The sequence below is a fragment of the Stenotrophomonas sp. SAU14A_NAIMI4_8 genome, assembly GCF_003086695.1.
In the GTDB taxonomy this organism is placed as follows: domain Bacteria; phylum Pseudomonadota; class Gammaproteobacteria; order Xanthomonadales; family Xanthomonadaceae; genus Stenotrophomonas.
The window spans coordinates 200,691-226,343 of record NZ_CP025999.1 but is presented as its reverse complement, the minus strand read 5'-3'; the positions used below and the strand labels follow the sequence as shown (position 1 = coordinate 226,343).

General features: G+C 67.6%; 31 protein-coding genes. 12 read left to right on the top strand and 19 right to left on the bottom strand.

Features of this window, described 5'->3' with window-relative positions:
* Window positions 1-5: 5 nt before the first annotated feature.
* On the top strand, window positions 6-578 hold the full coding sequence (gene pnuC / locus C1930_RS00960; RefSeq protein ID WP_108772514.1) for a nicotinamide riboside transporter PnuC: 573 nt from the start codon (window positions 6-8) through the stop codon (window positions 576-578).
* Between the two features lie 65 nt (window positions 579-643).
* On the opposite strand, the gene C1930_RS00955 is transcribed toward pnuC, so the two are convergent.
* Both C1930_RS00955 and C1930_RS00950 read right to left on the bottom strand, forming a co-directional pair.
* Window positions 644-1,618 (bottom strand): Dyp-type peroxidase, encoded by a 975-nt coding sequence (locus tag C1930_RS00955; RefSeq protein WP_108770873.1) that lies wholly within the window; start codon window positions 1,616-1,618, stop codon window positions 644-646.
* A gap of 236 nt (window positions 1,619-1,854) precedes the next feature.
* On the bottom strand, window positions 1,855-2,427 hold the full coding sequence (locus tag C1930_RS00950; RefSeq protein ID WP_199911434.1) for an Ax21 family protein: 573 nt from the start codon (window positions 2,425-2,427) through the stop codon (window positions 1,855-1,857).
* Window positions 2,428-2,755: 328 nt separating this feature from the next.
* Here C1930_RS00950 and C1930_RS00945 point away from each other — a divergent pair, with 328 nt between their 5' ends.
* The 3 genes from C1930_RS00945 (at window position 2,756) to C1930_RS00935 (ending at window position 3,892) form a co-directional block, all read left to right on the top strand.
* Window positions 2,756-3,043, top strand: a complete 288-nt coding sequence (locus C1930_RS00945) for a helix-turn-helix domain-containing protein (protein WP_108770872.1) — start codon at window positions 2,756-2,758, stop codon at window positions 3,041-3,043.
* Window positions 3,044-3,051: 8 nt separating this feature from the next.
* Entirely contained in the window at window positions 3,052-3,477 is a 426-nt protein-coding gene (locus C1930_RS00940; protein WP_159093517.1) for a hypothetical protein, read from the top strand.
* Between the two features lie 82 nt (window positions 3,478-3,559).
* A complete protein-coding gene (locus C1930_RS00935) occupies window positions 3,560-3,892 on the top strand; it encodes a hypothetical protein (protein ID WP_108770870.1) in 333 nt (110 codons plus the stop codon).
* 12 nt (window positions 3,893-3,904) lie between these two features.
* On the opposite strand, the gene C1930_RS00930 is transcribed toward C1930_RS00935, so the two are convergent.
* Window positions 3,905-4,654: a pentapeptide repeat-containing protein gene (locus C1930_RS00930; protein WP_159093515.1), complete on the bottom strand. Its 750-nt coding sequence runs from the start codon at window positions 4,652-4,654 to the stop codon at window positions 3,905-3,907.
* A gap of 88 nt (window positions 4,655-4,742) precedes the next feature.
* Between C1930_RS00930 and C1930_RS00925 the strand changes: the two genes are divergently transcribed.
* Window positions 4,743-5,057: a hypothetical protein gene (locus C1930_RS00925; RefSeq protein WP_159093514.1), complete on the top strand. Its 315-nt coding sequence runs from the start codon at window positions 4,743-4,745 to the stop codon at window positions 5,055-5,057.
* 29 nt (window positions 5,058-5,086) lie between these two features.
* Here the strand turns inward: C1930_RS00925 and C1930_RS00920 are convergent, their stop codons facing one another.
* A complete protein-coding gene (locus tag C1930_RS00920; RefSeq protein ID WP_108770867.1) occupies window positions 5,087-5,455 on the bottom strand; it encodes a hypothetical protein in 369 nt (122 codons plus the stop codon).
* 510 nt (window positions 5,456-5,965) lie between these two features.
* On the opposite strand from C1930_RS00920, the gene C1930_RS00915 reads away from it, so the two are divergent.
* Window positions 5,966-6,340, top strand: a complete 375-nt coding sequence (locus C1930_RS00915; protein WP_108755067.1) for a hypothetical protein — start codon at window positions 5,966-5,968, stop codon at window positions 6,338-6,340.
* Between the two features lie 14 nt (window positions 6,341-6,354).
* Here the strand turns inward: C1930_RS00915 and C1930_RS00910 are convergent, their stop codons facing one another.
* From C1930_RS00910 to C1930_RS00885, 6 genes are all read right to left on the bottom strand, one after another.
* On the bottom strand, window positions 6,355-7,014 hold the full coding sequence (locus tag C1930_RS00910) for an Ivy family c-type lysozyme inhibitor (protein ID WP_108770866.1): 660 nt from the start codon (window positions 7,012-7,014) through the stop codon (window positions 6,355-6,357).
* A 200-nt stretch (window positions 7,015-7,214) separates the two neighbouring features.
* Window positions 7,215-8,240: an NAD(P)H-dependent glycerol-3-phosphate dehydrogenase gene (locus C1930_RS00905; protein WP_108748051.1), complete on the bottom strand. Its 1,026-nt coding sequence runs from the start codon at window positions 8,238-8,240 to the stop codon at window positions 7,215-7,217.
* Between the two features lie 20 nt (window positions 8,241-8,260).
* Window positions 8,261-8,779 (bottom strand): protein-export chaperone SecB, encoded by a 519-nt coding sequence (gene secB, locus C1930_RS00900; RefSeq protein WP_004153553.1) that lies wholly within the window; start codon window positions 8,777-8,779, stop codon window positions 8,261-8,263.
* Between the two features lie 100 nt (window positions 8,780-8,879).
* Window positions 8,880-9,317, bottom strand: coding sequence for a rhodanese-like domain-containing protein (locus C1930_RS00895; protein WP_108748050.1), 438 nt, complete (start codon window positions 9,315-9,317; stop codon window positions 8,880-8,882).
* 56 nt (window positions 9,318-9,373) lie between these two features.
* Window positions 9,374-9,805: a hypothetical protein gene (locus C1930_RS00890; protein WP_108751794.1), complete on the bottom strand. Its 432-nt coding sequence runs from the start codon at window positions 9,803-9,805 to the stop codon at window positions 9,374-9,376.
* Between the two features lie 33 nt (window positions 9,806-9,838).
* Complete coding sequence (locus tag C1930_RS00885; protein WP_108748048.1) at window positions 9,839-10,306, bottom strand: YiiD C-terminal domain-containing protein; 468 nt, start codon at window positions 10,304-10,306, stop codon at window positions 9,839-9,841.
* A gap of 35 nt (window positions 10,307-10,341) precedes the next feature.
* Between C1930_RS00885 and C1930_RS00880 the strand changes: the two genes are divergently transcribed.
* From C1930_RS00880 to C1930_RS00870, 3 genes are all read left to right on the top strand, one after another.
* Window positions 10,342-11,130, top strand: a complete 789-nt coding sequence (locus C1930_RS00880; RefSeq protein WP_108755065.1) for a uroporphyrinogen-III synthase — start codon at window positions 10,342-10,344, stop codon at window positions 11,128-11,130.
* A gap of 103 nt (window positions 11,131-11,233) precedes the next feature.
* On the top strand, window positions 11,234-12,214 hold the full coding sequence (locus C1930_RS00875; RefSeq protein WP_108770865.1) for a uroporphyrinogen-III C-methyltransferase: 981 nt from the start codon (window positions 11,234-11,236) through the stop codon (window positions 12,212-12,214).
* A 6-nt stretch (window positions 12,215-12,220) separates the two neighbouring features.
* Window positions 12,221-13,522 carry a heme biosynthesis HemY N-terminal domain-containing protein gene (locus C1930_RS00870; protein ID WP_108770864.1) on the top strand — a complete coding sequence of 434 codons (1,302 nt, stop codon included), beginning with the start codon at window positions 12,221-12,223 and terminating at the stop codon, window positions 13,520-13,522.
* A gap of 69 nt (window positions 13,523-13,591) precedes the next feature.
* Here C1930_RS00870 and C1930_RS00865 read toward each other — a convergent pair whose 3' ends face one another.
* A complete protein-coding gene (locus tag C1930_RS00865; RefSeq protein WP_108748044.1) occupies window positions 13,592-14,887 on the bottom strand; it encodes an acetyl-CoA C-acetyltransferase in 1,296 nt (431 codons plus the stop codon).
* Between the two features lie 93 nt (window positions 14,888-14,980).
* On the opposite strand from C1930_RS00865, the gene C1930_RS00860 reads away from it, so the two are divergent.
* Window positions 14,981-15,868, top strand: a complete 888-nt coding sequence (locus C1930_RS00860) for a hypothetical protein (RefSeq protein WP_108755062.1) — start codon at window positions 14,981-14,983, stop codon at window positions 15,866-15,868.
* Between the two features lie 132 nt (window positions 15,869-16,000).
* Window positions 16,001-16,441 carry a hypothetical protein gene (locus C1930_RS00855; protein ID WP_159093513.1) on the top strand — a complete coding sequence of 147 codons (441 nt, stop codon included), beginning with the start codon at window positions 16,001-16,003 and terminating at the stop codon, window positions 16,439-16,441.
* A gap of 81 nt (window positions 16,442-16,522) precedes the next feature.
* On the opposite strand, the gene C1930_RS00850 is transcribed toward C1930_RS00855, so the two are convergent.
* The 4 genes from C1930_RS00850 to C1930_RS00835 form a co-directional block, all read right to left on the bottom strand.
* Window positions 16,523-17,158 (bottom strand): superoxide dismutase family protein, encoded by a 636-nt coding sequence (locus tag C1930_RS00850; protein WP_108770863.1) that lies wholly within the window; start codon window positions 17,156-17,158, stop codon window positions 16,523-16,525.
* Window positions 17,159-17,191: 33 nt separating this feature from the next.
* Window positions 17,192-17,761 (bottom strand): superoxide dismutase family protein, encoded by a 570-nt coding sequence (locus C1930_RS00845; protein WP_108755059.1) that lies wholly within the window; start codon window positions 17,759-17,761, stop codon window positions 17,192-17,194.
* 93 nt (window positions 17,762-17,854) lie between these two features.
* Window positions 17,855-19,309, bottom strand: coding sequence for a nitrogen regulation protein NR(I) (ntrC, locus tag C1930_RS00840; protein ID WP_108770862.1), 1,455 nt, complete (start codon window positions 19,307-19,309; stop codon window positions 17,855-17,857).
* Window positions 19,302-20,363 (bottom strand): ATP-binding protein, encoded by a 1,062-nt coding sequence (locus tag C1930_RS00835; RefSeq protein ID WP_108770861.1) that lies wholly within the window; start codon window positions 20,361-20,363, stop codon window positions 19,302-19,304. The genes ntrC and C1930_RS00835 overlap by 8 nt, the downstream gene beginning before the upstream one ends.
* Before the next feature lie 216 nt (window positions 20,364-20,579).
* Between C1930_RS00835 and C1930_RS00830 the strand changes: the two genes are divergently transcribed.
* Window positions 20,580-20,876 carry a HigA family addiction module antitoxin gene (locus C1930_RS00830; protein ID WP_108770860.1) on the top strand — a complete coding sequence of 99 codons (297 nt, stop codon included), beginning with the start codon at window positions 20,580-20,582 and terminating at the stop codon, window positions 20,874-20,876.
* A gap of 108 nt (window positions 20,877-20,984) precedes the next feature.
* Here the strand turns inward: C1930_RS00830 and C1930_RS00825 are convergent, their stop codons facing one another.
* From C1930_RS00825 to C1930_RS00810, 4 genes are all read right to left on the bottom strand, one after another.
* Complete coding sequence (locus C1930_RS00825) at window positions 20,985-23,030, bottom strand: TonB-dependent receptor (protein WP_108770859.1); 2,046 nt, start codon at window positions 23,028-23,030, stop codon at window positions 20,985-20,987.
* A 160-nt stretch (window positions 23,031-23,190) separates the two neighbouring features.
* Window positions 23,191-23,484 carry a hypothetical protein gene (locus C1930_RS00820; RefSeq protein WP_108751784.1) on the bottom strand — a complete coding sequence of 98 codons (294 nt, stop codon included), beginning with the start codon at window positions 23,482-23,484 and terminating at the stop codon, window positions 23,191-23,193.
* Between the two features lie 91 nt (window positions 23,485-23,575).
* Entirely contained in the window at window positions 23,576-24,730 is a 1,155-nt protein-coding gene (locus C1930_RS00815; RefSeq protein WP_108755053.1) for an MltA domain-containing protein, read from the bottom strand.
* A 117-nt stretch (window positions 24,731-24,847) separates the two neighbouring features.
* Window positions 24,848-25,594 (bottom strand): N-acetylmuramoyl-L-alanine amidase, encoded by a 747-nt coding sequence (locus C1930_RS00810; RefSeq protein WP_108755052.1) that lies wholly within the window; start codon window positions 25,592-25,594, stop codon window positions 24,848-24,850.
* Window positions 25,595-25,653: the final 59 nt, after the last annotated feature.

The window sequence follows — 25,653 nt, the reverse complement described above, 5'->3', positions numbered from 1 at the left end:
GGCCGCTGCTCGAGTGGACCGCCGCGCTGTGCAGCGTGCTGGGCGTCTGGCTGATGGCCCGGCGCCGGCTGTCGGCCTGGCCGGTGGGGCTGCTGTCGGTGACGCTGTACGGGCTGGTGTTCGCCGAAGCCAAGCTGTATTCGGACACCCTGCTGCAGGTGATCTTCGGCGGTTTCCTGGTCTACGGCTGGTTGAACTGGCGCCAGCATGCCACCGATGAAGGCAGCATCCGTATCGTGCCGCTGGCGCGCGGCAAGCTGCTGCGCGACCTGGCCATCGGCGTGTGCGGTGGCGTGGCGCTGGGTGCGGTCATGCACAGCTTCACCGATGCCGCACTGCCGTGGCTGGATGCCCTGCTGACCGGACTCAGCCTGGTCGGCCAGTGGTGGCAGGCACGCCGGCATGCGGCGTGCTGGTGGGTGTGGATCGGCGTGGACGTGGTGTACGTGGGCACGTACCTGTTCAAGTCGCTGCACGTGACCGCGGCGCTGTACGTGTTCTTCCTGGGCCTGGCGGTATTCGGCCTGCGCGCGTGGCAGGCCGCCGCGCGCGCACCGCAGGTCGCCTCGGCCCCGTAGAGTCGAGCTTGCTCGACTGCCCAGGTGCGCCGGGCCGCGCGGCTTCATCCACGCATGGCGTGGATCTACTCGGCCAGGTCGGCCAACACCTTGCGCGACGGCGCGAAGAAGGTGACGCCGGTGACCGCCGTGGAGAAATCCAGGATGCGATCGTGCAACGGCGCCGGATTGCCGATGAACATGCGTTCCAGCATCTGCTCGATCACCCACAGCCGGCGCGTGTATCCGATGAAGTAGGTGCCGTACTCGTTGTGGCCCGGGCGCGCGAACGGCATGTTGTCGCGCAGGATCTCGTGCTCGCCGTCGGCATCTTCGATGGTGCACAGCGTCTTGTGCGACTTCTGCGCATCGGCCGGTGCATCGTCCAGCTCCATGTTGTCGTGCTTGGTGCGGCCGATGATGGCTTCCTGCGCCTCGGTCTTCTGCGCGCGCCAGGCCTCCAGGTTGTGCAGGTACTTCTGCACCACTACGTAGCTGCCACCGGCATGGTCGGGGTCTTCGTCACCCACGATGGTGGCCTCTGGCAGCGACAGCCCTTCCGGGTTGGCGGTTCCATCAACGAAGTCGAGCAGGTCGCGACCATCGAAGTAGCGGAAGCCGGCCACTTCATCCACCGTTTCCACCGCATCGCCGAAGGCCAGCAGCAGGTTGCGCTCGAAGGCCACGATCAGGTCCTGGGTGCGCGCGCGGATGTGGTACAGCAGGTCGCCGGGGGTGGACACCGCCGTGTGGGTGGCGCCCTGGATCTCACGGAATAGCTTCAACTCGCGCGGCGGCGTGCTGCCCACCAGCGGCGCCCACACGCGGTGGCCGATGGCCACGTTGCAGGTGAACGTGCGCTCGATCTCGCGGATGGCGGTGTTCTTGATCAGATCGTCCGTGCTGCCCAGCACCTGCCGCACCGTGGCGATGGAATCGGCATCGTCCTTCACCTTCAGCACCAGGAAGGCCGCGCAATGGGTCAACGGCGCGGTGATCTGCTGCGGCTCGTTGTCCAGCGTGTGGTTCAGGGCGGTGATCGGGGCGGGCTGGGAATTCATGGAACATCCTGCTGGCTTGAGGCGGCGATCATAGCCGAACCACCCCGAACACGGCTGCAGTAGAGCCACGCCATGCGTGGCCGAGGACAGCATCCACGCATGGCGTGGATCTACTGTTGGGCGACGCGGCGAATCCAGGCAAAAAAGAAGCCCGGCACAAGGCCGGGCTTCGGATGGCATGCGGGAGAGAGAGAGAGTCACATGCCACTTACACGCACTAACGACAGAGCGATGTCTTACCAGCTGAAGCGCGGACCCACGAACCACTCGCGGTCGCCCGCCTTGGCCAGCTTCACTTCGCCGCTCAGGCCCCAGTTCTGGTTGAACTTGGCGGTGGCGCCGACGCGGCCGTAAAACTCGCCTTCCGGATTGATGCCGTGCTTCTTGCTGTAATCCTCGTAACCGGCCAGCGCATAGCCTTCCAGGTACGGGTTGAACGCGGTACGCAGACCCACTTCGGTGGAGTAGCCGTTGAAGTCCAGGCCGTGCTTCAGGTCGAACTTCTGGTACGCAACACGAGCCACCAGGTCGGTGTTCGGTGCGATGCCATAGTTGTAGCCGGCACCGATGCGCCACTGGGCGACATCGTTCTTGAAGGTGTCGGTTTCCTGCTTACTGTAGTCACCGAAGACCGAGAAGTTCGGGTGCACTGCAACCGAGCCCTTCACGCCCCAGCCATCGGCGTCGCCGCCCTTGGCATCGGTGTTCACGTAACCGCCTTCAACGTAGTTGTACGACAGGCCATCGGCAGCCGATGCAGCGAACGGCAGGGCAGCCAGCAGACCCAGGGCAAGCAGCGAATTCTTGATCATCGGGACACACCTTTAATTATTTTTGGTTTCGTCGGCCGCCTCCCGGGAGAGGGAGAGAGGAGGCGGTCGACAGGTGTGAATTATCCGTTTGCTGGTGAAATCGACCCTGAATATTGTACTGACCAGTACATGAATGAAGTTCCCGTTCAGGGAACTTGTGGTGGTTTGGTCGGACTCGCATGAACTACCTAAAAATCCTCATGAACTTGCGGATTCCATGCAATCCGAAGCGATTTAACGTTAAATCCTCATCAGAGTGAGGATTCCGTGCCGCAGCCAGACTCGACCTTCGAAGACAGAACTGCATGATCGTGAGGACCAAGCGTTGAAGATTCGATTGGAAAACGCCGCTGACCTCGGCCCGTTGGTCAAGGCGGTGCGCAAGCACCAAGGGCTACGCCAAGACGCCACTGCGGAAGGAATCGGGGTGAGCGAGAATTTCCTGAGCAAGATCGAGCGCGGCGGTACCACCGTTCAGTGGGACAAGCTGTTTACCGTGCTGGATGAGCTGGGCTTGCATGTGGAGATCGACGTGCCGGACGCGGCGCTGTCGCCCGCGGGCAAGCGTCACCAACCGGCAGGACGCACCCGCGACACCCCAGCGACGAAATGATGCACGCAGTGCTCTACGCCGTCTTCCAGGCACTTGCCCTGGTGCTTGTCTGGACTGGGCAGAAATCAGACGCGAAGACGCAGTGGCTCAAGGTCGGTGTGCTGTTGCTGCTGGTCTTTGCAGGGACCGTGGGCATCAGCGTTCTGCTCAAGTGGATGGCCCAATCGCTGGCGTTGTTCACTGTCGCCACGGCCAAGCAGTACGCCATCGCGGTCTCGATGTCGCTGCTGTGTCTGTGGGGAATGGCGATGTTGATCGCGTTGATCAACGTCATCGGTACTTCCATCAAGCGCTTTCATGAAACCTACAACGCCGACAACTGGAAGAAGGTGGCGCCTGCGGTAGGCGGTGCACAGCCCGGCGTGATGATCGTCGCCCGCTGTCTGCTGTCCTTCGCCAGCGCCCTGATGCTTTCAGGGCTTTGGCTAAGATAGGAACGTTGTCCCCGCTGGCGACCGACCGGCTTGCCCGGCTGAACCACACGGCTGATCCCCCACGCGCGTACAAGGACGACCCATGCATCCCCTGTTGCAGTTCCTGCTGAGCGCACTGGCCGGGGTGGTGTTCCTTCACTACCTGGTGGCGCGCGACTACTGGCGTGGCTTTGGCTGGCTGATCGGCCGCTGCGATCCCAACCTGGGCCACGCCAGCGAAGATGCACTGATCACCTCATCCCACCGCATGATGGCGCTGATGGCGGCATTGCTGCTGGGCTGGGCCATCGCAGGGCCTTCCCCGTACCGTGACAACTGGGAAATGGAAGTAATGGGCCTGGCTGCCGGCATGCTGGCGACCTATGTGGTGATCATTGCCAGGGCGTCGGTGCGCGCGGCAGGTTCACGACGCTAGGCCGCGCGAGCCTCAACCGCCGCCTTCCAGCCGCTTCAGATGGCGGTCGGTCCATGCCAGCAACGGGTGTTCCGCCGGCGCCGGCATCGTCGCCTCGATCACCTCACCCTCCTCGCTCTCGAAGCGGATGTCATCGTTGCAGTAGCAGGCGGCCAGCTGTGTGTCACTGGGTCGGCAGCCGACGAAGATCGCCTTGTGCAGGTCGGCGCGCTTGAAGCGGGCGCCCTCGAAGTTGCAGCGAACGAAACGCGCGCGCGAGAAGTCCGCATCGGCAAAGCTGGCATCGCGGAAATCACAGTCGATGAAGTGCGCGTTGGAATGGCATCGAAGCAGCTTGGCCTGCACGAAACTGCAGGCGTCGAACACGCCGCTCAATCCGGTGTGGTCGAAGGTCGTCAGATCGAAACGGCAACGCAGGAAGGATTCGTCGAGTGTCCCCATCGCTGCTCCGGTGAAATCGCAGTCTTCCATCACGGCATGGACCAGGAACGTGGTCCCGTGCCACGGGGAAACATACGAGAGATCCACCGATTGCAGGTTCTGATACTGCGGCACCGCAAACGGAAACCCACGGTAATCCAATCGCCCCTCTGCGGTCAGCCCGAACGGCGAAGGCTGCCAGTGCCGGTTGGTGATCGTCTTGTCGCGCCAGTCGGCCTTGCGGCGCGGGTTGGCCAGCTGCGGCACCTGCTCAGTCGTCCAGCGCGCGCGCAGTGCGGCGATGTCGTGCTTCGGCAGCAGTTTCAGGCGCTGTGCGGCCATGCGTTCATCCATGAGGCAGGGCCGGGCAGTCTAGCAGGCAGGCCCGGCAGGTTAAGCTCGGCAGCCACGCAGACGGAACCGCAGCATCATGCAGATCAAGCCCCTACGCAGCCCCATAGACGTCGTGCGCGACTGGGCAGAGGAACTGTCGATGAAACGCGGGCGTTCAGTGCAGGAGCTGCGCGAGAGAGGTCTGGGCGCGCGCGATTTCAGCCATGCGCGCCGTGTTGAACTGCGAAGCCGCAGCGGCTTCTTCATGACCGTGCCGCTGTCCTTCTGCGTGATCGATGCAACGAAGGGCGTGGCCGTCTTCAGCGAACATGATGGGTATTTCGAGTTCCGCCTGGACGAGGATGACGAGGTGACCGAGATTGTCGAGGACCGCTACGTGCACGCAGGCTGAGTGCGGACCTGCCGTTCGAACCGCGCTGCTTACAGCCGACCCAGCGCGCGGTAACGGGCTGCTCCCTGCGTGACCAGCTGTGCCAGTTCGTCCATCAGTACCGGATCCCATGTGTCGAAGTTGAAGCAGGACTTGCCCTGCATGCGCTTCTTCAACGCCGGGCTGATCCCGGCCAGCAGCTCGGGGAATTCATAGATCGGCATGAAGTGGAAGGCGTGCTTGCGCCCGGACACTTTCACCGCGCCGAAGAACTGCGGCTTGCCCTTGGCGTCGAGGTGCGGACCGTTGGCGTAGAAGTGCTCGGGACTGTCGTGCACCACCTGCAGTGAATCGGCGGCGTCGCGCAGCAGGCCGCGCAGTGCGGCGAACAGGTCAACAGGCGTTGTGGCATCCGTCATGGGTCGGGCCCCTATCGGAACAACGTGGAAGAACGGTGCGGCGGTTGGCGCCCAGCGTAGCACTGCAGCGCTGTCGCAACTGGCACTGGATGGTGTGCAGCACGGGGGCGCGATCAAGACCGTTGTCGCATATCGGCACTGAGCGGCGTTCGCCTGCGTCACTTGTTGCCGCAGGGGTTTGGGCGGCATGGAAGACTACGCAGGCGCGTCGCACCGTGGTGCGATTGCAACTTGTCTGATGGGCGCAGCGCGGCTGCGCGGGTAGACAGGGTGGGCCACCAGCGCACCGGTGGCCGGGCCTCGAAAACCCGTCCGATTGACAGTGAAGTGTTTGCGCTTGCCGACCGACGTCAGCGTTCGGGGCGTCGGTCGGCAATCCGTCTGCCGGCCATGGCGGGCGGAGCGTGGAGGCCATGTGCCTGCCGGTTCACTGTCACCGGTTTTCGAGCCACGTCTCCGCCCGCCACCTTTGTGTGGCGGCCACCGTTCGTCCCGCACGGAGCCCCAGCCATGACCACCCCGGAATTCCCCCGTCTGCACCCGCACCGCGCTGCCCCCAGCGCTGATCAACCGACCACCGCCGACACCGCTGAACTTCCCAGCGCCTTCGTTGCCGCGCTGCGCCGTATCGGTCAGGGCGCGGCCGCCGATGGCCAGCCCTGGCCCGAACGCCAGCTGATGCCCGGCCGGCAGCAGGCACTGGCCGACGCCGAATGCGCGTTGTCCGGCCTGCGTGTGGGCCTGGAAATGCTGCTGGCCGCCGAGCGTATCCGCCAGAACGGCCCGCCCAGCGATCACCCCGGCGACCGCGTGGTGGAAGGGCTGATGATGGCCTGCCTGGCGATGACCGCGCAGATCAGCACGCGCCTGCGCCCGGACGCATAGCCCAGGCCACCCGCTTACCGGCAGTCCTCGTCCTCGCCGGCCAGGGTTGCCGGGTCCAGCGGCCGCAGGTGGGCGATGCGCTGGCGCTGTTCGTCGTTGGGCCCGCCCAGCCAGCGCACTTTGCAGCGCGCGGCCAGCCGGCCCACCATGCGCCCCTGCTCGGGCGAGTACAGCACCGCCAGCGCGGTGCCGGGGCACTGGTGGGCCTGGCAGGCGGTGTAGAACCACCAGGCGCCGTCCTGCAGCTGCACCGGCTGGCCCGGTGCGCTGGGCCCACTGAGGAGCCGTTCGCGCAGCGGCGCGATGCCCGGCTCGCTGGATTCGGCATCGGCGGTGTCCTGCATCAGCGCGTCGAACGCGGCCAGCAGCCGGGCGTCCTTGCGCCCGCAGTCGTCCACCGTGTTGCCGCCCACCAGGGTGAAGAAGTAGGTGGCCAGCGGATTGTCCTGGCAGCTCAGTTCGCCGCTGGGGGTTTCGCCTTCGGGCTCGCCTTCGTTGTCCCACACCGATGGGTCAACGCCGTCTTCGATGGACGGTTCGGGTGCGGGTGCTGTGGGCGTTGCCGTGGGTGCGGGCGCAGCCTCTGCTTGCGGTGCCGGTGCCGGTGCCGGTGCCTGCGAACACGCAGCCAACAGCGCGATGAGCCATGAGATGGCGAGATTCCTGGACTTCATTCCCTGTCCGTGTCGTGATGTGGGGCAGCGATTGTAGATCCACGCCATGCGTGGATGGATCGCGCGTGCCGATGCGCTGTGCCAAGCAAGCTTGGCACCTACCAGAAGCGGGTTCCCGCACGTTGTAGATCCACGCCATGCGTGGATGGCCGCGCGCGATCCCCCCAAAAAACCCCGGCGCTGGGCCGGGGTTCTTCAGATCACTTGAACAGGGTATCCGGGTATTCCGGTTTCTGTTCCCTCGCCAGCAACGCGCGCAGGCCTTCTTCAGGCGTCTGCTCGCCGTGCAGCACGGCACGCACGCGGTCGGAAATGGGCAGGTCGATGCCATGACGGCGCGCCTGTCGCATCACTTCGTCGGCGGTCTGCACCGACTCGACCACCTGGCCGATTTCACGCACGGCGTCCTGCAGCGTCTGCCCCCGGCCCAGGGCCAGGCCCAGGCGGCGGTTGCGCGACAGATCGCCGGTGCAGGTCAGCACCAGATCGCCCAGCCCGGCCAGACCCATCAGGGTTTCCGGCTTGGCACCGATGGCCGCGGCCAGCCGCAGCATTTCGTTCAGGCCACGGGTGATCAGGCCGGCACGGGCATTCAGGCCCAGCTGCATGCCATCGGCCACGCCGGTGGCCACGGCCAGCACGTTCTTCATCGCGCCACCCAGTTCGGCACCCACCATGTCATCGCCGGTGTAGGCGCGGAACGCCGGGCCATGCATGGCTTCGGCCACCGTCTGCGCGAACTCGGGCACGTCGCCGTGCACGGTGATCGCCGTCGGCAGGCCCTGGGTCACTTCCTTGGCGAACGACGGCCCGGTGACCACGGCCAGCGGCACGTCGTCACCCAGGATCTCGCGCGCTACTTCGTGCAGGAAGCGGCCCGAACCCGGTTCGAAGCCCTTGGTGGCCCAGGCCACGCCGGCACCAGCCGGTCGCAGCGGCGCCAGCGCGCGCACGGTTTCATTGAACGCGTGCGACGGGGTCACCACCAGGATCCAGGCGGCATCCTGCAGGGCGGCCGCCATGTCGGTGGTCGCGCGCAGGCTGTCCGGCAGCGGGATGCCCGGCAGGTAGCGAGGGTTTTCATGGCGCTGGTCGATGGCTTCGACCACGGCGGCATCGCGCCCCCACAGCACGGTCGGGTGACCGTGCCGGGCGAGCAGCGTGGCCAGCGCGGTTCCCCAGGAACCGGCGCCAAGCACGGCGACTTTGTCAGCGGTATCGCTCATCCGTGACGTCGTAGCCAAGCTCAGGCGTTGCCGGCCGGCTCGGAATCAGCCAGCGACGGCGCGTCGCCCTGTTCCTGGCGCTGGCGCAGGGTTTCGGCGTACAGGCCTTCGAAGTTGATCGGCTGCAGGAAGAACGGCGGGAAGCCGCCGGCCTGGATCAGGTCGCTGACCAGCTGGCGCACGTACGGGAACAGGATGTTCGGGCACTGGGTGCCCAGCAGCACGTCGATCGACTGCGGGTCCAGGCCGACCAGGCCGAACACGCCGGCCTGCTTCACTTCGGCCACGTAGGCGGTGCGCTCACCGGCCTGGCAGGTCAGGGTCACGGCCAGCACGACTTCGAAGGCGTTTTCGCCCAGGCGCTGCACCTGCTGGTTCAGGTTCAGCTGCAGCTCCGGCTGCACCTGGTCATTGAAGATGGTCGGTGCGTTCGGCGACTCGAAGGAAACGTCCTTGACGTAGATCTTCTCGACGGTGAAAGCGGGGCCGGTAGCGGCATCGACCGGCGCAGCGGCGCCGTTGGTGATCTCTTCGGACATTTCCTGTAACTCCAGATGAATGCAATGAAAACGTAGGTCGAACTACAGCGATGGGGGCGGCAGGTGGCCCACACAAGGCCAATGCCGCCATCGCGTTCGATCAGTTGCGACCCTTGACCAGCGGCAGTTCGGCCTGCTGCCAGGCGGGAATGCCGCCGTCGAGCACGAAAACTTTTTCGAAACCGGCCTTCTTCAGCGCCTTGGCGGCGGTTTCCGAAGCGTTGCCGCTGCGGCACACCAACACCACCGGGCTCTGCTTGGCGTTGGCCACCAGCTTGTGCTCCGGACCGAACGCGCTGGCCTGCGCCTGGCGGCTGCCGGCGATGTGGCCCTTCTCGAAGTCGCCACTGGCCGACAGATCGACCACCACGGCACCGCCGGCATTCATCAGCTGGGTCAGTTCAGCCGGCTTGATGCCCTTGAAGCCCCGGAACAGGCGGCGGACCTCGGTGACGATGATCGCCACGGTCAGGCCCACCAGGGCTGCGGACAGCATCGGGTTTCGGCCGGCAAAGGCCAGCAGCTCTTCGTAATTCACTCAGATCACGGGTCTATAAGCGGGGGCCGATTGTCGCACAAGCCGCAGGCGGCCCGTCACTGCCCCTGCCAGAGGTCCGGCAGGCCGGCCGCCTGCCACCAGCGCTTGGCTTCCGGGTCCCAGCGCCAGCGCTCGGTTACCACCACGGTGCGTTCGGCCTGGGTGTTCTGGTTGATCACCCCGATTTCCACCCGGCGCTCGACCTGGCCGCCGTCCAGCGAAGCCGAGCTGCGCTCGCGGTAGGACGACACGCGCAGCTGGGCGTAGCGGTTCAGCTCGAACTGGGTGGGCGGCTTGTCCTTGCGCAGCTGCGGGTCCAGGTAGGCGATGGCGTCGTCCATCGTGCCCCAGCGGATGGTGGCCCCGTAAGCGATCTGGGTTTCTTCCAGCAGCTTGCGCTGCTTGCGGGTCAGGTCGTCGGCGGCCGCGCCGGCAACGGCGCTGACCAGCAACAGCGAACACAACAGGATCTGGATCAAGCGGCGCATCGGTGGGTTCCCCAAGGACGTCAGCCTGACATCCTACCCTTTGGCGAAGGCAACGAAGCGACCACTGAATTCAGCCGCCGGGCGGCCATCGGCGCCGGGCTGGGTGGCGACGATGCTGATGCGTGCCTTGCCGCGCTGGCGGAAGGTGGACAGGAAGGTGTCCCAGGCGCTGCTTTCGGCGGCGGCCGCATGGGCGTGCAGGTCCTCGTAGACCGGCGCCAGGTAGCGCAGGTTGCTGTCGGCCACGTAGACCTCGGCGTCGTGCCCGGCCAGGCGCAGGCGCAGGCTGACCAGGGCCCAGCCGGACAGGGTGAGCACCGAGGCCAGGCTGCCGCCGAAGGCATTGCCCTTATCGTTGACGTTGGCGGCCAGCGGCGCGGTGATGCGCAGCACGCCGTCGGCGTAGCCATCCAGACGGATCTGCATGGCGCGCACGGCCGGCATGCAGTCGAGCACGTCCTGCAGGGAGGCCAGCGAGGAAGTCAGGGCATCAACGGACATCGGAGCAGCAACCACGACAACGAAGGGCCCGCATAATGACGTCAATGCCCGACCATACGATACCCACTGGCTGGACCCTGATATCGCTGCGCCCGCAGGGGCAGCATGCCGGGTTGCGCCGCGCCGCAGCCCGCTACGGCGGGACCACGCTGGCGTTTTCGCCGTGGCGGCTGCGGCGCTTGCAGGGCGCGGCGGTGGAACAACGGCTGAACCAGGCGCTGGCCTGCCCGCGGGTGGTCTTCACCAGCCCGGCGGCGGTGGCGGCTGCAGCGGCGTGGGTGGACCTGCCCGCCGCGCAGCGCGGCCCGTGGCTGACCGTGGGCGAAGGCACCGCACGTGCATTGCAGGCGCTGGGCGTGGCCGACGTGCAGGCACCGCAGCGGATGGACAGCGAAGGGCTGCTGGGCCTGCCCGCCCTGGACAACGTGCAGGGGCTGCAGATCGGCCTGGTGACCGCCCCCGGCGGACGCGGGCTGATTGCCGCGCAATTGCAGCAGGCCGGTGCGCAGATCCTGCGTTCGGACGTGTACGAACGCGTGCCGCTGCGCCTGCCGCGCCGTACCTTGTCGCGATTGACCCATTCGGCGACGCCCTGGCTGCTGGGCGTCAGCAGCGGCGAGGCGTTGCAGCGGTTCTGGCAGCAGTTGTCGCCGGCCTGGCAGCAGCGCCTGCGCCAGCAGGCCACCGTGCTGGCCGCCAGCGAACGACTGGCGGCGCAGGCGCAGGCGCTGGGCCTGCAGCGCGTGGTGCGCAGCGAAGGCCCCACTGTCGCGCAGATGACCGCGGCCGCACACGCCGCACTCACCGCCCCGGCAGCGAACTGAACAGGCGCCGGGCGCACGCTTGCTGCGCTGAACGCCAGCGGTGATGCTGTGTGCAACGCCGCCGGCCGGGCCCACCCGGGCGCGCCGCCGACAAGGAAGCCTGATGAACGACACTTCGCCCCCTGCCGCCCCCCGTTCCCGTGCCCGCTGGCTGCTGGCCACTGCCGTGGTGGTGGGCCTGGCGGCTGCCGGCTATGGCGCCTGGTACTACTGGCAGCACCAGCAGCGCGAACAGCAGGCGCAGGCGCAGACCGCCGCCGTGCAGTTGCAGGGCCTGGAAGCAGCGGTGGACGCCCTGCGCCGCGACCAGCGCGCCAGCAGCCAGCGCCTGCAGGATGCGGCGGCCACCAACCGCGTGCTGCGCGACGAGATGCTGGGCCTGTCCCAGCGCAGCGCGCTGCTGGAAGAAAACCTGGCCAAGCTGACCGAGAGCGCCAACCTGGGCCGCCAGGCGGTGCAGCGCGACGAGGCCGAGCTGCTGCTGACCCAGGCCGCCCAGCGCCTGGCCTTCGCCGACGATGTGGATGGCGCGCGCCGCCTGTACGGCCTGGCCGCCACCGCGCTGGCCGAACTGCCCGACAGCGATGGCCTGAACCTGCGCCAGGCGCTGGTGCAGGAACGCGAAGCGCTGGATGCACTGGGCGATGGCCCGCGCGTGCTGGCCCTGCAGCGCTTGGATGCGGTCTCGCAGGCGTTGCAGCGCCTGCCTTCGCAGGTGCAGCCCAGCTCGCCCGTGGCGCCGGTCGCGCGGCCCTGGTGGCAGGCGGTCATCGCAGCCTTCGTCGATATCACCCCCAGCCGCCTGCAGGGGCCACTGACCGCCGGCGAACGTGCCAGCGCCGAACAGGCACTGGAACTGGAACTGACCCTGGCCCGTGCCGCCATTGAGCGCGGTGATGGCCGCGGCCGCGATGCCGCGCTGGCCCGTGTGGACCAGTGGGCGCAGCGCCGCTGGCCGGATTCACCAGCCCTGCGCGCGCAACGTGCTGAACTGCAGGCCCTGCGCCAACTGCCGCTACAGGCCGATGGCAACGTACTTGGCAGCACGCTGCGGCAGCTGCGCACCCAGACCGACCGGAGGTAAGACCCTATGAAGCCCGTGCAATCCCTGGTCGTGCTGTTGCTGGCCGTGGCCATTGGCATCGTTGCCGCGCAATGGCTGGGCGCCGAAGACCTGAACCGCTATGGCGAGGTGATCCTGCGCCACGGTGGCTACGACTACCACAGCAACCTGCCCAAGGTGGCGCTGCTGGCGGTGATCGCCGTGCTGGTGCTGTGGCTGCTGTGGAGCCTGATTGCCGCACCGTTCCGTGCCTGGGGCCGCTACCGCCGCAAGCAGGGCCGGGTGCGCCTGATCGATGGCCTGCAGGCCTATGAACAGGGCCAGTGGCAGCGCGCGGAAAAGCTCCTGGACGGTGCTGCGCAGGATTCGGAGGTGACGGCGATCGCGCTGGCCAACGCGGTGCGCAGCGCGCAGGCGCGGGCCGACGGCGCCGGCGGTGAAACGCTGCTGCAGCGGCTGGGCGAGCGCGATGCCACGCTGCATGCGTTGCTGCGCGCCGAGCAGCTGCTGGCCCGCGATCTGCCGGTGGATGCGATCAATGCGCTGGACGTGGCGGCGATCCAGCCGCTGCCGCCGCGTGGCCTGTGGCTGCGCACCGAAGCGCTGGCCCGCGCCGGCCGTGCCCACGAGGCATACGGCCAGCTGGGCGCGCTGCGCCAGAGCAAGGTACTGCCCAGCGAAGCCGCCAGCGAACTGGAAGCCCGGCTTGCCGCGCAGGCGCTGCTGGAAGCGGCCGATGTGAACGCGCTGGCCGCACAGTGGGAAACCACGCCCAAGGCGCTGCGGCCGACGCCCGATGTGGTGGGTGCCTATGCCACCCGCGCGGTGGCGCTGGAATGGGACGAACCTGCCCTGCTGGCACTGGAACAGGCACTGGACCAGCGCTGGGACGACGAACTGGTGGCGCTGTACGGGCGCCTGCCGGTAGACCGCCTGGCCACCCGCCAGGCCAACCTGCAGCGCTGGCGCAACGTGCATGCGGATTCGGCAGCGCTGCGCCTGGCCCAGGGCCGGGTGGCACTGGCGCAGCAGGATTGGGCGGCGGCGGAAACCTTCCTGCACGAGGCCGTTGCCGCCGGTGCGGGTGCGCCGGCCTGGGAAGCGCTGGGCGAAGCCTTCGCCCAGCGTGGCGAACCGGCACTGGCCGCGCAGTGCCTGGGCAACGCCCTGCGCCTGCAGCGCGGCGAGGACAGCGTGGCGCTGGTGCGTGACGGCACCGCCGAGGCACCGCTGCGGGCCACGGTGGAAGAGCAGCCGACGGCGGTGCAGCCGCCGGTGTATGACGCGAACGAAGAACGCGACGCGTTCGGCAACCCGCGGTTGCCGTGACCATCGACGCATCGCGCTACGAAAACGCCGCCCGATGGGCGGCGTTTTCAATTCCAACGTTTGATGCGCTCAGCGTTCGACGATCGCCACCACGCCCATGCCGCCGGCGGTGCAGATCGACACCAGGGCACGGCCGCCGCCACGTTCGGCCAGCTGCTTGGCAGCGGTGGCGATCACGCGGGCGCCGGTGGCGGCGAACGGGTGGCCGGTGGCCAGCGACGATCCCAGCAGGTTGATCTTGTCCGGATCGATGCGGCCCATCGGTGCATCCAGGCCCAGGCGGTTACGGCAGTAATCCTCGCTCTCCCACGCGCGCAGGGTGCACAGCACCTGCGCGGCGAAGGCTTCATGGATTTCGTAGATGTCGAAATCCTGCAGGGTCAGGCCATTGCGCTTCAGCATTTCCGGCACGGCCACGGTCGGCGCCATCAGCAGGCCTTCGCCGTGCACGAAATCCACCGCCGATACGTGCGCATCGCGCAGGTAGGCCTGCGGCTCGTGGCCGTGCGCGCGTGCCCACTCTTCGCTGGCCAGCAGCACGGCCGCGGCGCCGTCGGTGAGCGGGGTGGAATTGGCTGCGGTGAGCGTGCCACGGCCGGACACCTTGTCGAACGCCGGCTTCAGCGTGGCCAGCTTTTCCAGCGAGGTATCGGCGCGCAGGATGTTGTCGCGCTCCACGCCGCGGAACGGTGCGATCAGGTCATTGAAGAAGCCGCGCTCATAGGCGGCGGCCAGCTTCTTGTGCGACGAGACAGCCCACTCGTCCTGCGAATCGCGCGAGATGTTCCATTCCTTGGCCATGTCCTCACAGTGATCGCCCATGCTCTTGCCGGTGCGCGGCTCGGCCACGCCAGGGAACTCGGGCTTCAGTTCAGAGAACTTGAACCCCGAGGTGAGGGCACGGATCTTGTCGCCGGTGGTCTTGGCCCGGTTGGCGGCCAGCAGGCGCGCGCGCAGCTTCTTGCCGTAGACGATCGGCACGTCGGAGGTGGTATCGGAACCGCCACCGATGCCCGATTCGATCTGCCCCAGGGCAATCTTGTTGGCGACGGTGATGATGCTGTCCAGCGAGGTGCCGCAGGCGCGCTGCAGGGTGATGCCCGGGGTCAAAGGCGACAGGCCCGAGGACAGGGTGGCCTCGCGGCCCAGGTTCCAGTCGCTGGAATGCTTGATGACCGCACCCATGGCCACTTCGCCCAGTTGCTGGCCATGCAGGCCGAACCGTTCGACCAGCGCGCCCAGCGTACGTACCGACATGCCAAGGTTGCCGACATCCGAATACGCGGTGTTCTGGCGGCAGAACGGAATGCGGACGCCACCGAGGATGGCGACGGGACGAGCGTTGGGCATGGAGATACCTGGCATGGATGAGGGTGTCTGCAACATGGCCTGCACGACAGAGCAGGCATAATGGGGCCAAGTGTAGCTGCCGCCCTGTGATGGGCCAACCGTGGAACCATGAGCAAACCCGACCCCGCGATGAACGCCCTTGGCGTGCTGGCCCTGGAACTGGCCGGCGGAGAAATTCCTGGCCAGGCGGTCCTCAGCGCCGAACAGGCCGGCGAACTGGCCGAACGTGTCGGCCGCGATCTTTCCAAGCTGGTGCCGCAGGTAGCCGAGCTGGACCTGGTCTTCGCCGCCGCCCATTTCGACCCGGCCGAAGTACTGCGCCCGGGCTGGCCGATCCACCGCCGCCTGGAAGAACTGCAGATGCGTGCGCCCGGCAGCAACCAGGGCCCGCGTCTGCTGGCCTTCGGTGCCGATGCGCAGGGCGACGTGCCGCTGCCGTTCCAGGCCGATGCCACCCTGGTGGGCGGTGGCCTGCGCGTGGTGCCGTTCCTGCTGACCGGCACCGATGCGGCCACCATTGCCGCGGTGGCCGATGCGCTGGAAGAAACGCTGCTGGCCAACGGCATGGCCCATGCCGATACCGCGCTGATGGCGCAGAAGGGCTTCGGCGCGCGGGTCGAGCATGCGCGCTATTTCACGGTGAATGACCTGGCCGCGATGATGTCGATGCAGTACGACAACCAGGGCCTGGCCGCACTGTGGCCGCTGATCGAGACGGCGATCCTGGCCCCGGCCGAGGAAGAGTGGCTGGACGCGGCGCCGGAACCGCTGCTGCGCTATGTGCAGGGCGAGGCGCGCATGGCGCTGTTCGACCCGGCTGGCTGGTGCGCGTACTACAACCATGCCAAGGGCGATTGTGATCGCCTGCAGGGCATCTACGAGCAGTTCCTGATGCGCCAGCGGCAGATGGCGGCGGTGCTGGAGGCACACGGCGTGCCGGTGCTGTTCGTACACTGCGAAGCCGGCCAGGACGCGCGCGCGCTGCTGGCGCGCTGATATTCGTGGGATACCTTCCGCCGGGCATGACCCGGCGCTACCGTTGCGCGAAGGGCCAGTCGAGCAAGCTCGACTCTACGAAAGCGGCGCTCCGCCGGGCATGACCCGGCGCCACCTACAGGAGTTCCTGCGATGGCCGTTTCTGCTTGCCGACGTGCCGCCTGCCTGCTCGGGCTGGCCCTGAGCGGGTTGGCCCAGGCCAGCGCCCCGGTGCGCACGGGTGATGACAATCTGCCGCTGGAGTACACCAGCGTGGCAGCGTTCGCTGAGAAGCTGCCGCAGCGCAAGGACATCGAGCGACTGCAGGCGCAGACGCCGGCCGGCATGGTCGTGCTGCAGACGAGCAAGGAAACGGTGGAGAACGACCCCGACTACACCGCCACCACCTGGGTGTTGTTCACCGCGCCACATCCGTTGGCGCCCTCGGTGGTGCGCATGCGCACGGCGATCGGCTGGGATCGCGAACATCCGTTTCGTCGCACCCGGAAGATGGCCACCCTCTGCGAAGGCAGCACGGCCGCCTGCGATGCAGTGGCGGTGCAGGCCAGGAAGTTGGCCGCGGCGCCGTTGTAAGGCGATCGGATGCAATCCGCCGGGCATGGCCCGGCGCCAGCACAATGAAAAACGCCGGCTTTCGCCGGCGCTTCTGCTTTCTTACGGGGCCTTCTGGATGACCGCGCAAGCCAGGCGCGCGCCGGCGTTGCCGGTCGGCTGGGTCTTGTAGTCGTCGGCGTCGGCGTGGACGATCAGGCCTCGGCCGATGATGTCGAAGTCATCACCCTTGCCGATGTTGACGTTGCTGGACACCGGGCCATCGATGGTGGCCACGCCCTTGTCGTCGGCCTTGATGTTGGGCATGTCGCCGCCGTGGTGCGGATCGGCCGCCACGCTGCCGTGGTCCTGCTTGCCCGGGTTGAAGTGGCCGCCGGCGCTCATGCCGTCCGGCGCGCTGCAGTCACCCTTTTCATGGATGTGGAAGCCGTGCTCGCTGCCTGGCTTCAGGCCACTGATCTGGCCGCTGACGTGCACCTTGCCATCGACCACCTTGAAGGTGACGCTGCCCTTGGTTTCATTGCCCTGGGTCGGTGCCAGTTCGGCGCTGGCCGTGGCTTCGGTGGTGGCGGCAGCAGCCGCGTCGGCAGCCGGGGCACTGGCCGGATCGGCCGGTGCTGCCGAACCTTCGGCCGGGGTGGTGGCCGGTGCTTCGGCTTCCGGCGTGGCCGGCTGGCTGCAGGCCGCCAGGCCCAGGGCGGCGATGGCCGCGAACAGCGAAGTGTGGATCAGACGCATGTGAATCTCCTTGGTGAGGGTGCCGGCGGGCGATCAGCGGGTAACCCGGATCACGCCGCAGGCGATGCGGACGCCGGCATTGCCGGCGGGCTGGCTGCGATAGTCATCGGCGTTGGCATGCACGACCAGTGCACGACCGGCGATATCGGTGGCGGCGCCTCCGCCTAGGGTAACGCCCTTCAGGTGTACATCGATGTTGGCGCGGCCCTGCGCATCGGCCTGCAGGTTGTCGATGTCACCCAAGTGATGCTTGCCACTGCCGGCGCGACCATGCGCGCTGCCGCCGGGGTTGAAGTGATTGCCGGCACTGCTGGCATCGACCGCACTGCAGTCACCGCGTTCGTGGATGTGGAAGCCGGCCTGCTGCATCGGCTGCAGCCCACCGATCAACCCGGTCAGGTGCACGCCGCCACTTTCCGGCTTCAACACCAGGCGACCGCTGACGATGCTGGCCGAGGCCGGCGACAGGTTCGCTTCGGCCTGCTGCGCGGTGCTGATAACGTTCGGCGGCGGCGGCGTGGGCTGCGGCTTCTTCGGCGCGCTGCCACAGGCAGACAGCAGCACGGCGGCGGACAGCGGCAGAAGGGCATGTGAAAGACGCATCGAAGACTCCTTGCAGGTAACACTACGGACGGCATCGTCCATGACGGATCAACGGTTCGGCAAGCGGGCGCGAGCAGGGTGTGCAGATTCCGTTCAATGGCTGCCGCGGCGGCGGCCAGCACCCAGCTTGCGGGTGAGCGTATTGCGGCCCAGCCCCAGGCGCGCGGCGGCCTCGGCACGGCGGCCGTGGGTGATCTGCAGGGCGGCCTCCAGCAGGGCGTGGTCCACCCGATCGCGCACCTGCGCATGCAGGCCTTCGGCCCCTTCCTGCAACTGCCGGCGCGCCCATTCGGACAGCAGGGTTTCCCACTGCCCCGGATCGGCACCCGCTGCGTGGCTACTACCACGGCGCTGGCGGGTGCGGTTCAGCGCGGTGTCCACGTCGGCCACGCCGATGGTCTCGGCGGCGGCCAGCGCGGCCATGCGCCAGCAGACATTTTCCAGTTCGCGCACGTTGCCGGGCCAATCGTGCTCGCGCAGCGCCTGCAGGGCAGCGGCGGTCAGCCGCTTCGGCGGTGTGTCCAGCTTGTGCGCGGCAGCGGCCAGGAAGGTGCTGGCCAGCTGCGCGATGTCTTCGCGGCGCTCGCGCAGCGGTGGCAGCTGCAGGCGCACCACATCCAAACGGTGCAGCAGATCGGCGCGGAACTTGCCCTGCGCGACCAGCCCTTCCAGATCCTGGTGGGTGGCGGCGACCACGCGCACGTCCACATGGATCAACTCGCGTCCGCCGACCCGGAAGAACTCGCCCTGGGCCAGCACACGCAGCAGGCGGGTCTGCAGTGGCAGCGGCATGTCGCCGATTTCATCCAGGAACAGGGTGCCGCCGTTGGCCTGCTCAAAGCGGCCGATATGGCGGCGCTGCGCGCCGGTAAAGGCGCCCGCTTCGTGGCCGAACAATTCGCTTTCCAGCAGCTCGGCCGGGATCGCGGCGGTGTTGAGCGCCACGAACGGGCCCTGCGCACGCGGCGATTCACGGTGCAGCGCGTTGGCCACCAGCTCCTTGCCGGTGCCGGTTTCGCCGGTGATCAGCACCGCCAGCGGTGCCTGCGCCAGGCGGCCGATGGCACGGAACAGCGCGCGCATGGGCGGGGTGTCACCCACCAGCTGCGGCGGCTGGTCGCTGGGCGCTTCGCTCACCGGGGTCGGCGCGGCCAGGGCCGGGGCCACCGCTGGCAGCACGCGCTGGGCCAGCGCCACGGCATCGTCCAGATCGAAGGGCTTGGACAGGAATTCGTGGGCGCCACCGCGGAACGCACCGGCGGTGCTGGCCACATCGGTGTAGGCCGACATCACCACCACCGGCAGCTGCGGCAACGCGGCCTTCAGCTTGTCCAGCAGCACCAGGCCATCGTCGCCGGGCATGCGTACATCGGTGAACAGCAGCGCCGGTGGAGGGTTCTCGGCCAGCGCTTTCAGTGCCGCTGCCGCGCTGTCGAAATCATCGACCTGGTAGCCGGCTTCACGCAGTGCGGTGCACAGCACGAAGCGCACGGCGCGGTCATCGTCGACCACCCAGATGCGCTGCGCGGAAAAAGAGACGTCAGACATCGCGCGGGGCCTCCTCGGCCGGGGCGGTGCCGTTGCCGATCGGCAGCAGCAGGGTAAACACGGTATGGCCGGGGCGCGAGCGGTAGGTCAGCGTGCCGCGATGCTCGCGGGTGACCTGCTGGGCCAGCGCCAGGCCAAGCCCGGTGCCCTCGGCGCGGCCGCTGACCAGCGGCAGGAACAGGTGCTCGGCCAGTTCTTCGGGCACGCCGCGGCCGTCGTCGGCAATTTCCAGGCGCAGTGCCAGCGTGTGCAGTTGTTCGGCAATGCGCACGCCATGTTCGACGCGCGTGCGCAGGGTGATGACCCCGGCGCCGGCCTGGATGGCGTTGCGCACCAGGTTCCACACGGCCTGGGTGAGACGGTCGGCGTCGCCGGCGAATTCGGGAATGCTGGGGTCGTAGTCGCGCTGCAGGCGCACCGCCCACCCGGCTTCGCTTTCGGCCAGGCGCAGCACGCGCTCCAGCGAAGCGTGGATGTTCAGCGGGGCGTGCGGCGCGGCCGGTGCCGGCGACAGCAGCTGGTCGAGCAAGCCGTTGAGGCGTTCGATTTCCGAGCCGATCAGTTCGATCAGTTCGCGTTCGCTGGCATCGCGCTGGGCCGCGCGGCGCGCCAGCAGCTGGGCGGCGCCCTTCAGCCCGGCCAGCGGGTTGCGCAGTTCGTGGGCCAGGCCCTTCAAGGCGGCGCTGAGCGCGCTGGGCAGGGCTTGGGTCGGGTCCAGGCCAGGAAATTCATCCACCGGGTGCGCTTCCAGCAGCCAGCCGCCGTCATCGCGGCGGCTCATCCAGCCTTCGGCGAAGCGCGCGCCTTCGCCCGGTACGGCCAGCGCCAGCCGGTTCAGGCGCAGGCTGTCGCGCTCGTCGCGGGCCAGGAAATGGGCCAGTGCCTCGCCCTGCACTTCCAGCGCGGCCAGCGGTTGGCCCAGCAGGCGGCGGACGCTGACGCCCAGCCAGCGGGCGAAGGCGGGGTTGCAGCCGACGATGCGGCCATCGGCCCCGGCCCAGGCCAGCGGCGTGCCGAGGGCATCAAGGGACGGCGGGGGTGCGGGGTCGGACATTGCACCAATGTAGTGCAAAACGAGGTGTGGGGGTCAGAGCCCTTTTCTGCGAAAAGGGATCTGACCCCATGCGCGGTGAGGTCCGGGGTCGGATCCCTTTCCGCAGGAAAGGGCTCTGACCCCATCGCACCAGATGCGTCGAACGCCGTCGCTTTGCCCTATTCCGCCAAAGACCCGCGCTTGCCACACTACCGAATCTTGCGAACGGGCCATTTCATGCGAACCGTCCCCTACCCCGCTCCAGGCGAGATCCTGCTGCACGAATTCCTGCAGCCACTTGGCATCACCCAGTACCGATTGGCCAAGGCCATTGGCGTGGCGCAGCGCCGGATCGGCGAGATTGTTACGGGCCATCGCGCCGTAACGGCAGACACTGGCCTGCGCCTGTCGCGCTACTTCGGCGTCTCTGACAAGTTCTGGATCGGCCTGCAGGCCGACTTCGATGCGGCGATGACCAAGGAGAAGCTGGCTGAGGTCCTGGCGCGGATCGAGCCTTACAACGCGGTGGCATGAACCTGTCCGGGGTCAGAGCCCTTTTCTGCGAAAAGGGATCTGACCCCATGCGCGGTGACCCCTGCCGCAGGTCGAGCAAGCTCGACCACTACCGGGTGCATGGCCGGGTTACAGCTTCATGTTCAGGCCGACGAAGACGCTGCGGCCGGGCGCGGGCGAGAACATCGGGCGGGCGCTGTCCCAGAAGAAGCTGTCGTACCAGGCGTAGGCGTACTCGCGGCCGGTGACGTTCTTCAGCTGCAGGTCCACGCTCCAGCGCGGGTTGATCTGGTACGCGGCGCTGAGATCGAGCACGGCGAAGCCACCGAACTTGCCGGCCACGTTGCGCTCTTCCAGGTAGTAGTCGCCCTGCGCGCGTGCCTGCAGGCCCAGCCGCAGTGCGTCGCTGGCCTGGTAATCCACGCCCAGGTTGCTGATGTGGCGTGGCGTGGCGGCCACTTCGCGGCCCTGCAGGGAAACACTGGCATCGCGGTCGTCGCGGGTGATCTTCGCTTCCTGGTAGGCATGCGAGGCCCACACGGTCCAGTCATCGCCCAGCTGCAGGCTCAGCTGCGCATCCACGCCGCGGCGGCGGGTCTTGCCCAGGGTGACCGTGGTGCCGGTGGCCGGCATGTTGGACACCTCGTTTTCCGCATCCTGCTGCCACACCGCCAGACGCGCCTGCGCGCCCTGGAACGGCTGGAACTTCAGGCCCAGCTCCATGCCGGTGTTGGTGGACGGCTGCATCGGCGCCTGGCCGGGGGTGAGATAGGCCGGTGCGGTGGACCCGGTGAGCACCTGGAAGGTGCGGCCCCAGTTGGCGTAGACGTGCGTGTTGGCACCCAGGCTGTGGATCACGCTCAGCTTGGGCTGGCCGATGCTGCCGTAATCCTGCAGGCGGCCGGTGCTGCCATCCATCAGCCGGGTGCGGCCGCTGAAGCGGTCCACGCGGTAGGCCGGCACGATCTTCCACGCATCGTTTGGCTGGTAGATGGCCTGCACGTAGGCGCCCCAGTTGTCGAAGCTGTGGCGGTCGTTGTTCTGCACCCGCGCCGGCGCCACGCTGAAGTCGGTGGGCTCGGCGTAGCTGTAACGCTCGCGGATGTAGCCGTTGTCCTGCTGTTCGTAGTTCAGGCCAGCTTCGACGGTGAGCACGGGCGCGGCCTGCCAGGTAAGCGTGCTGATCAGGCCGGCCTGGCGCTCATCCCACACGCGGCGCTGGCGCGGCAGGTTGCCGCTGGGCAGGTCGCTGAAGGTGACGCGGCGGTCGTCTTCGTAGCGGTTGTAGTACAGGCGGGTGCCGAAGCTGAGCGCATCGCTGAGCGCCAGATCCAGGTGCGCGGCGATCTGCCGCATGTCACGGTCATCGCCATCGTTGGCATTGCGCAGGTCGATGCCACGACGGTGCGTGCGCAGTTCCTCGGCGGTCATGAAGCCCGGTTCGTCGGCTTCGTGGTGGTAGGCGCGCGCGGTCAAACCCACGCGCAGGCCGTCTTCCAGCGAACCGTAGAACCACTTGCCGCCCAGCGCGTACTTCTTCGAGGTGTCGTGGTCGCGGTAGCCATCGCTGGCCTGCTGGCCGACAAAGTAGTTCTGTGCAAAGCCGTTGCTTTCACGGCCGATGGCCAGCTGCGCATCGCGGGTGTTGTAGCTGCCGTAGGCCAGCCGCGCGTCGGTGTAGTTGCCGCCTTGGCGGGTACCGAAGTTCACGTTGCCGCCGATGTTGTGCAGCCCGTAGCGCGGGTCGTTGGTGCCGCGCACTACTTCGATGTAGCTGATTTCCAGCGGGAACAGCATGTCGATGAAGCGCTGGTTGCCGCTGTTGACGTTGCTGGGAATGCCGTCGATCAGGGTCTTGATGGCGTTGAGGTAGCCCTCGCCGTTGAAGGCGCGGAAACTGACCTTGCCCGATTCGGCACCCTGCCGGGTTTCGGTGAGCTGGATGCCCGGCATCTGCCCCAGCAGTTCCCAGCTGTGCGAGACGTTGCGGTCTTCGATCTGGTCTGCGCCCAGCACGTCCACCGAGGTCAGCACCTGGTGCGCGCTCAACTGGCCTTCGCTGTGCTGGTGCACGTCGACCTTGCCCAGGGTGAGCGCGGCGTCGGCCGATTGCGCGAAGGCATCGGGGGCGAAGGGGGCGGCCGCGAGGGCAGCGACCAGGGTGGGGGTCTTCATGGGGGTGGAAGGGTGCGGGCAAAATGTAATTCTATAACATTTCACCCGTGAGCCCGGTAGAGTCGAGCTTGCTCGACTGCCGCTGCCAGGAGCAGTCGAGCAAGCTCGACTCTACGGAGATGCCAGTCGAGCATGGCTCGACTCTACAAGGGCGGGTGGGTTAGACCGGGTAGCCGGTGGCTTCGCGGGCCTTCTTCCAGGCGCTTTCGAATTCACGGGCGCTGATTTCGTCGTCTTCGTCGAAATCCAGGAACGAGACGGGCTGGTCGGCCAGCACGAAGCGGTCGTCGCTCTGGCCGTGCTCGTCGGCCCAGACCAGCTTGGTGCCGTAGATTTCCACCTGGCGCACGATCTTCTCGCCGCGGGCTTCCATCAGCACGTTGCCCTTGCCCAGGCCCGATTCGGCCCAGTGCTTGTAGTACTTCTTGGTGGTGTGGCTTTTGACGTTCTTCATTGGCGGGGGCCGGACAGTTCGGAATGGCGCCATTATCAGGCATCCGGGGTCAGAGCCCTTGCCTGCGGCAAGGGATCCGACCCCGGCCGGGTCAGTTCGGCAGGGCGGCGCCCTTCGGCCACAGCAGCCAGATGCGGCCCTGCTGCTTCATGTCGCCGGCCAGCTTGCCGGCGGCGTCGCCGCTCCCCCAGTACAGGTCGGCACGCACTTCGCCGGCAATGGCGCCGCCGGTGTCCTGCGCGGCCACCGGGCGCACCACCGGGCTGCCATCCGGGCGCGTGGTGGACAGCCACAGCAGGCTGCCCAGCGGCACCACGCTGCGGTCCACCGCCACGCTGTAGCCGGCGGTGAGCGGTACGTTCAACGAACCGCGCGGGCCTTCCGGGCTGTCGGGGTTGCGCACGAAGAACACGTAGCTGGGGTTGCTGCGCAGCAGTTCGGGCACGCGCGCCGGGTTGGCCCGGGCCCAGGCGCGGATCGCGTCCATGGTCACGTCTTCCTTCTTCAGCGCGCCCTGGTCCACCAGCCAGCGGCCGATGGCGCGGTACGGGTGGCCGTTCTGTTCGGCGTAGGCCAGCCGCACCTGGCTGCCATCGGCCAGGCGCACCCGGCCCGAGCCCTGGATCTGCAGCAGCTGCAGGTCCATCGGGTCGGTCAACCAGGCCAACACCGGGGCCTTGGCGCCCTTGCTGGCGATGGTGCCGGCATCGTCATAGGGCTTGAGCACCTTGCCGTCCAGGCGGCCACGCAGACGCTTGCCCTTCAGTTCCGGGTACAGGCTGTCCAGCTGCACCACCACCAGGTCGTCGGGCGTGCCATACACCGGCACGGTGGCGGTCGCGGTGCGGGTCAGGCTGCCGCTGTAGATGGGTTCGTAGTAGCCGGTGATCAGGCCCTGTTCGCGGTGGCCGCCGGCGCGCAGTGCATAGACCTGCAGATCGCGCTGCAGGAAGGCGCGGATGGCGGCCGGGTCCTTGTCGGACACCGTGGCTGCGGTCGTGCAGGGTCGTGCCCAGACCGCATCGTTCTTCAGGCGGCTGCAGCTGCTGCGCCAGGCGCTGAAGCCGGCCAGCAGGTCGGTATCGGAAACGACCGGCAACGCATTCCAGTCGGCCTTGGCGTAGGTGGCGGCCGGCTTTGCTGCGGCAGGGGCTTCGGGACGGGGGCTGGTGGTGGAGCAACCGGCCAGCACGGCGGCGCCAAGCAGGAGGAGGAGTGCGCGCGGTGACGACGTAACAGTGATCATCGTCGCAATGTAGTGGGGCCGATGGTGGCGGAGCAACCTTCGGTAGCGCCGGGCCATGCCCGGCGGAAAGCGGATCCCGCGCTGCGCGCTCGCCGGGCATGGCCCGGCGCTACCGGCTTACGGCGTCTGCAGCAGCAGCGAATGCAGGATGCGGGCGTCTTCGGCGTCCAGCGTCTTCGGCAGATCGTCACTGCCACGGAAACGGCGATGGAACGCGGCGACAGCCGCTTCGCGATCGTCCAGCGGGTAGCCGAAACGGGCCAGCGCGTTCCACGCGTCGAAGCCGTCCGGTGCGGGGCCATCGCTGGCGCGCGGCCACACGCCGAAACCGGCGGCGGCCAGCTGCTGCCACGGGAAGAAACGGCTGGGATCGGCCTTGCGCGTGGGAGCCAGATCGGCGTGACCGATCACTTGCCGCGGCGGAATATTCAGGCGCGTGGTGAGATCGCGCAGCAGGACGATGAGCGCGTCGATCTGCGCTGCGGTGAACGGCGTATGCCCATTGTTGTCCAGCTCGATGCCGATCGACGTGGAATTCAGATCGGTGAGCGTGCCCCAGCGGCCGGCGCCGGCATGCCAGGCGCGGCGTGCATCGGCCACCAGCTGGTAGCGATGGCCATCGGCGCCGATCAGGTAATGCGCGCTGACCGGGCCGCCGCTGTTGGCGGTGCGCAGTGTGTGCAGGCTCTGCTGCACCGATTCCTGGTCGGTATGGTGGATGACGATGGCCACCGGGCCACGCGCATTCTGGTTGGGTGATGGCACCCACGTAGCCAGCGGGTTGCGGACATCCTGCGGCGTGGACGCGCAGGCGGCCAGCAGCAGGCAGGCCGACAGCAGAAGGGACGTGCGGATCGGGGACATGCCCTGATTGTGCGCGATCAGCCGCGACGATGCATGCCCACGGAGTAGATCCACGCCGT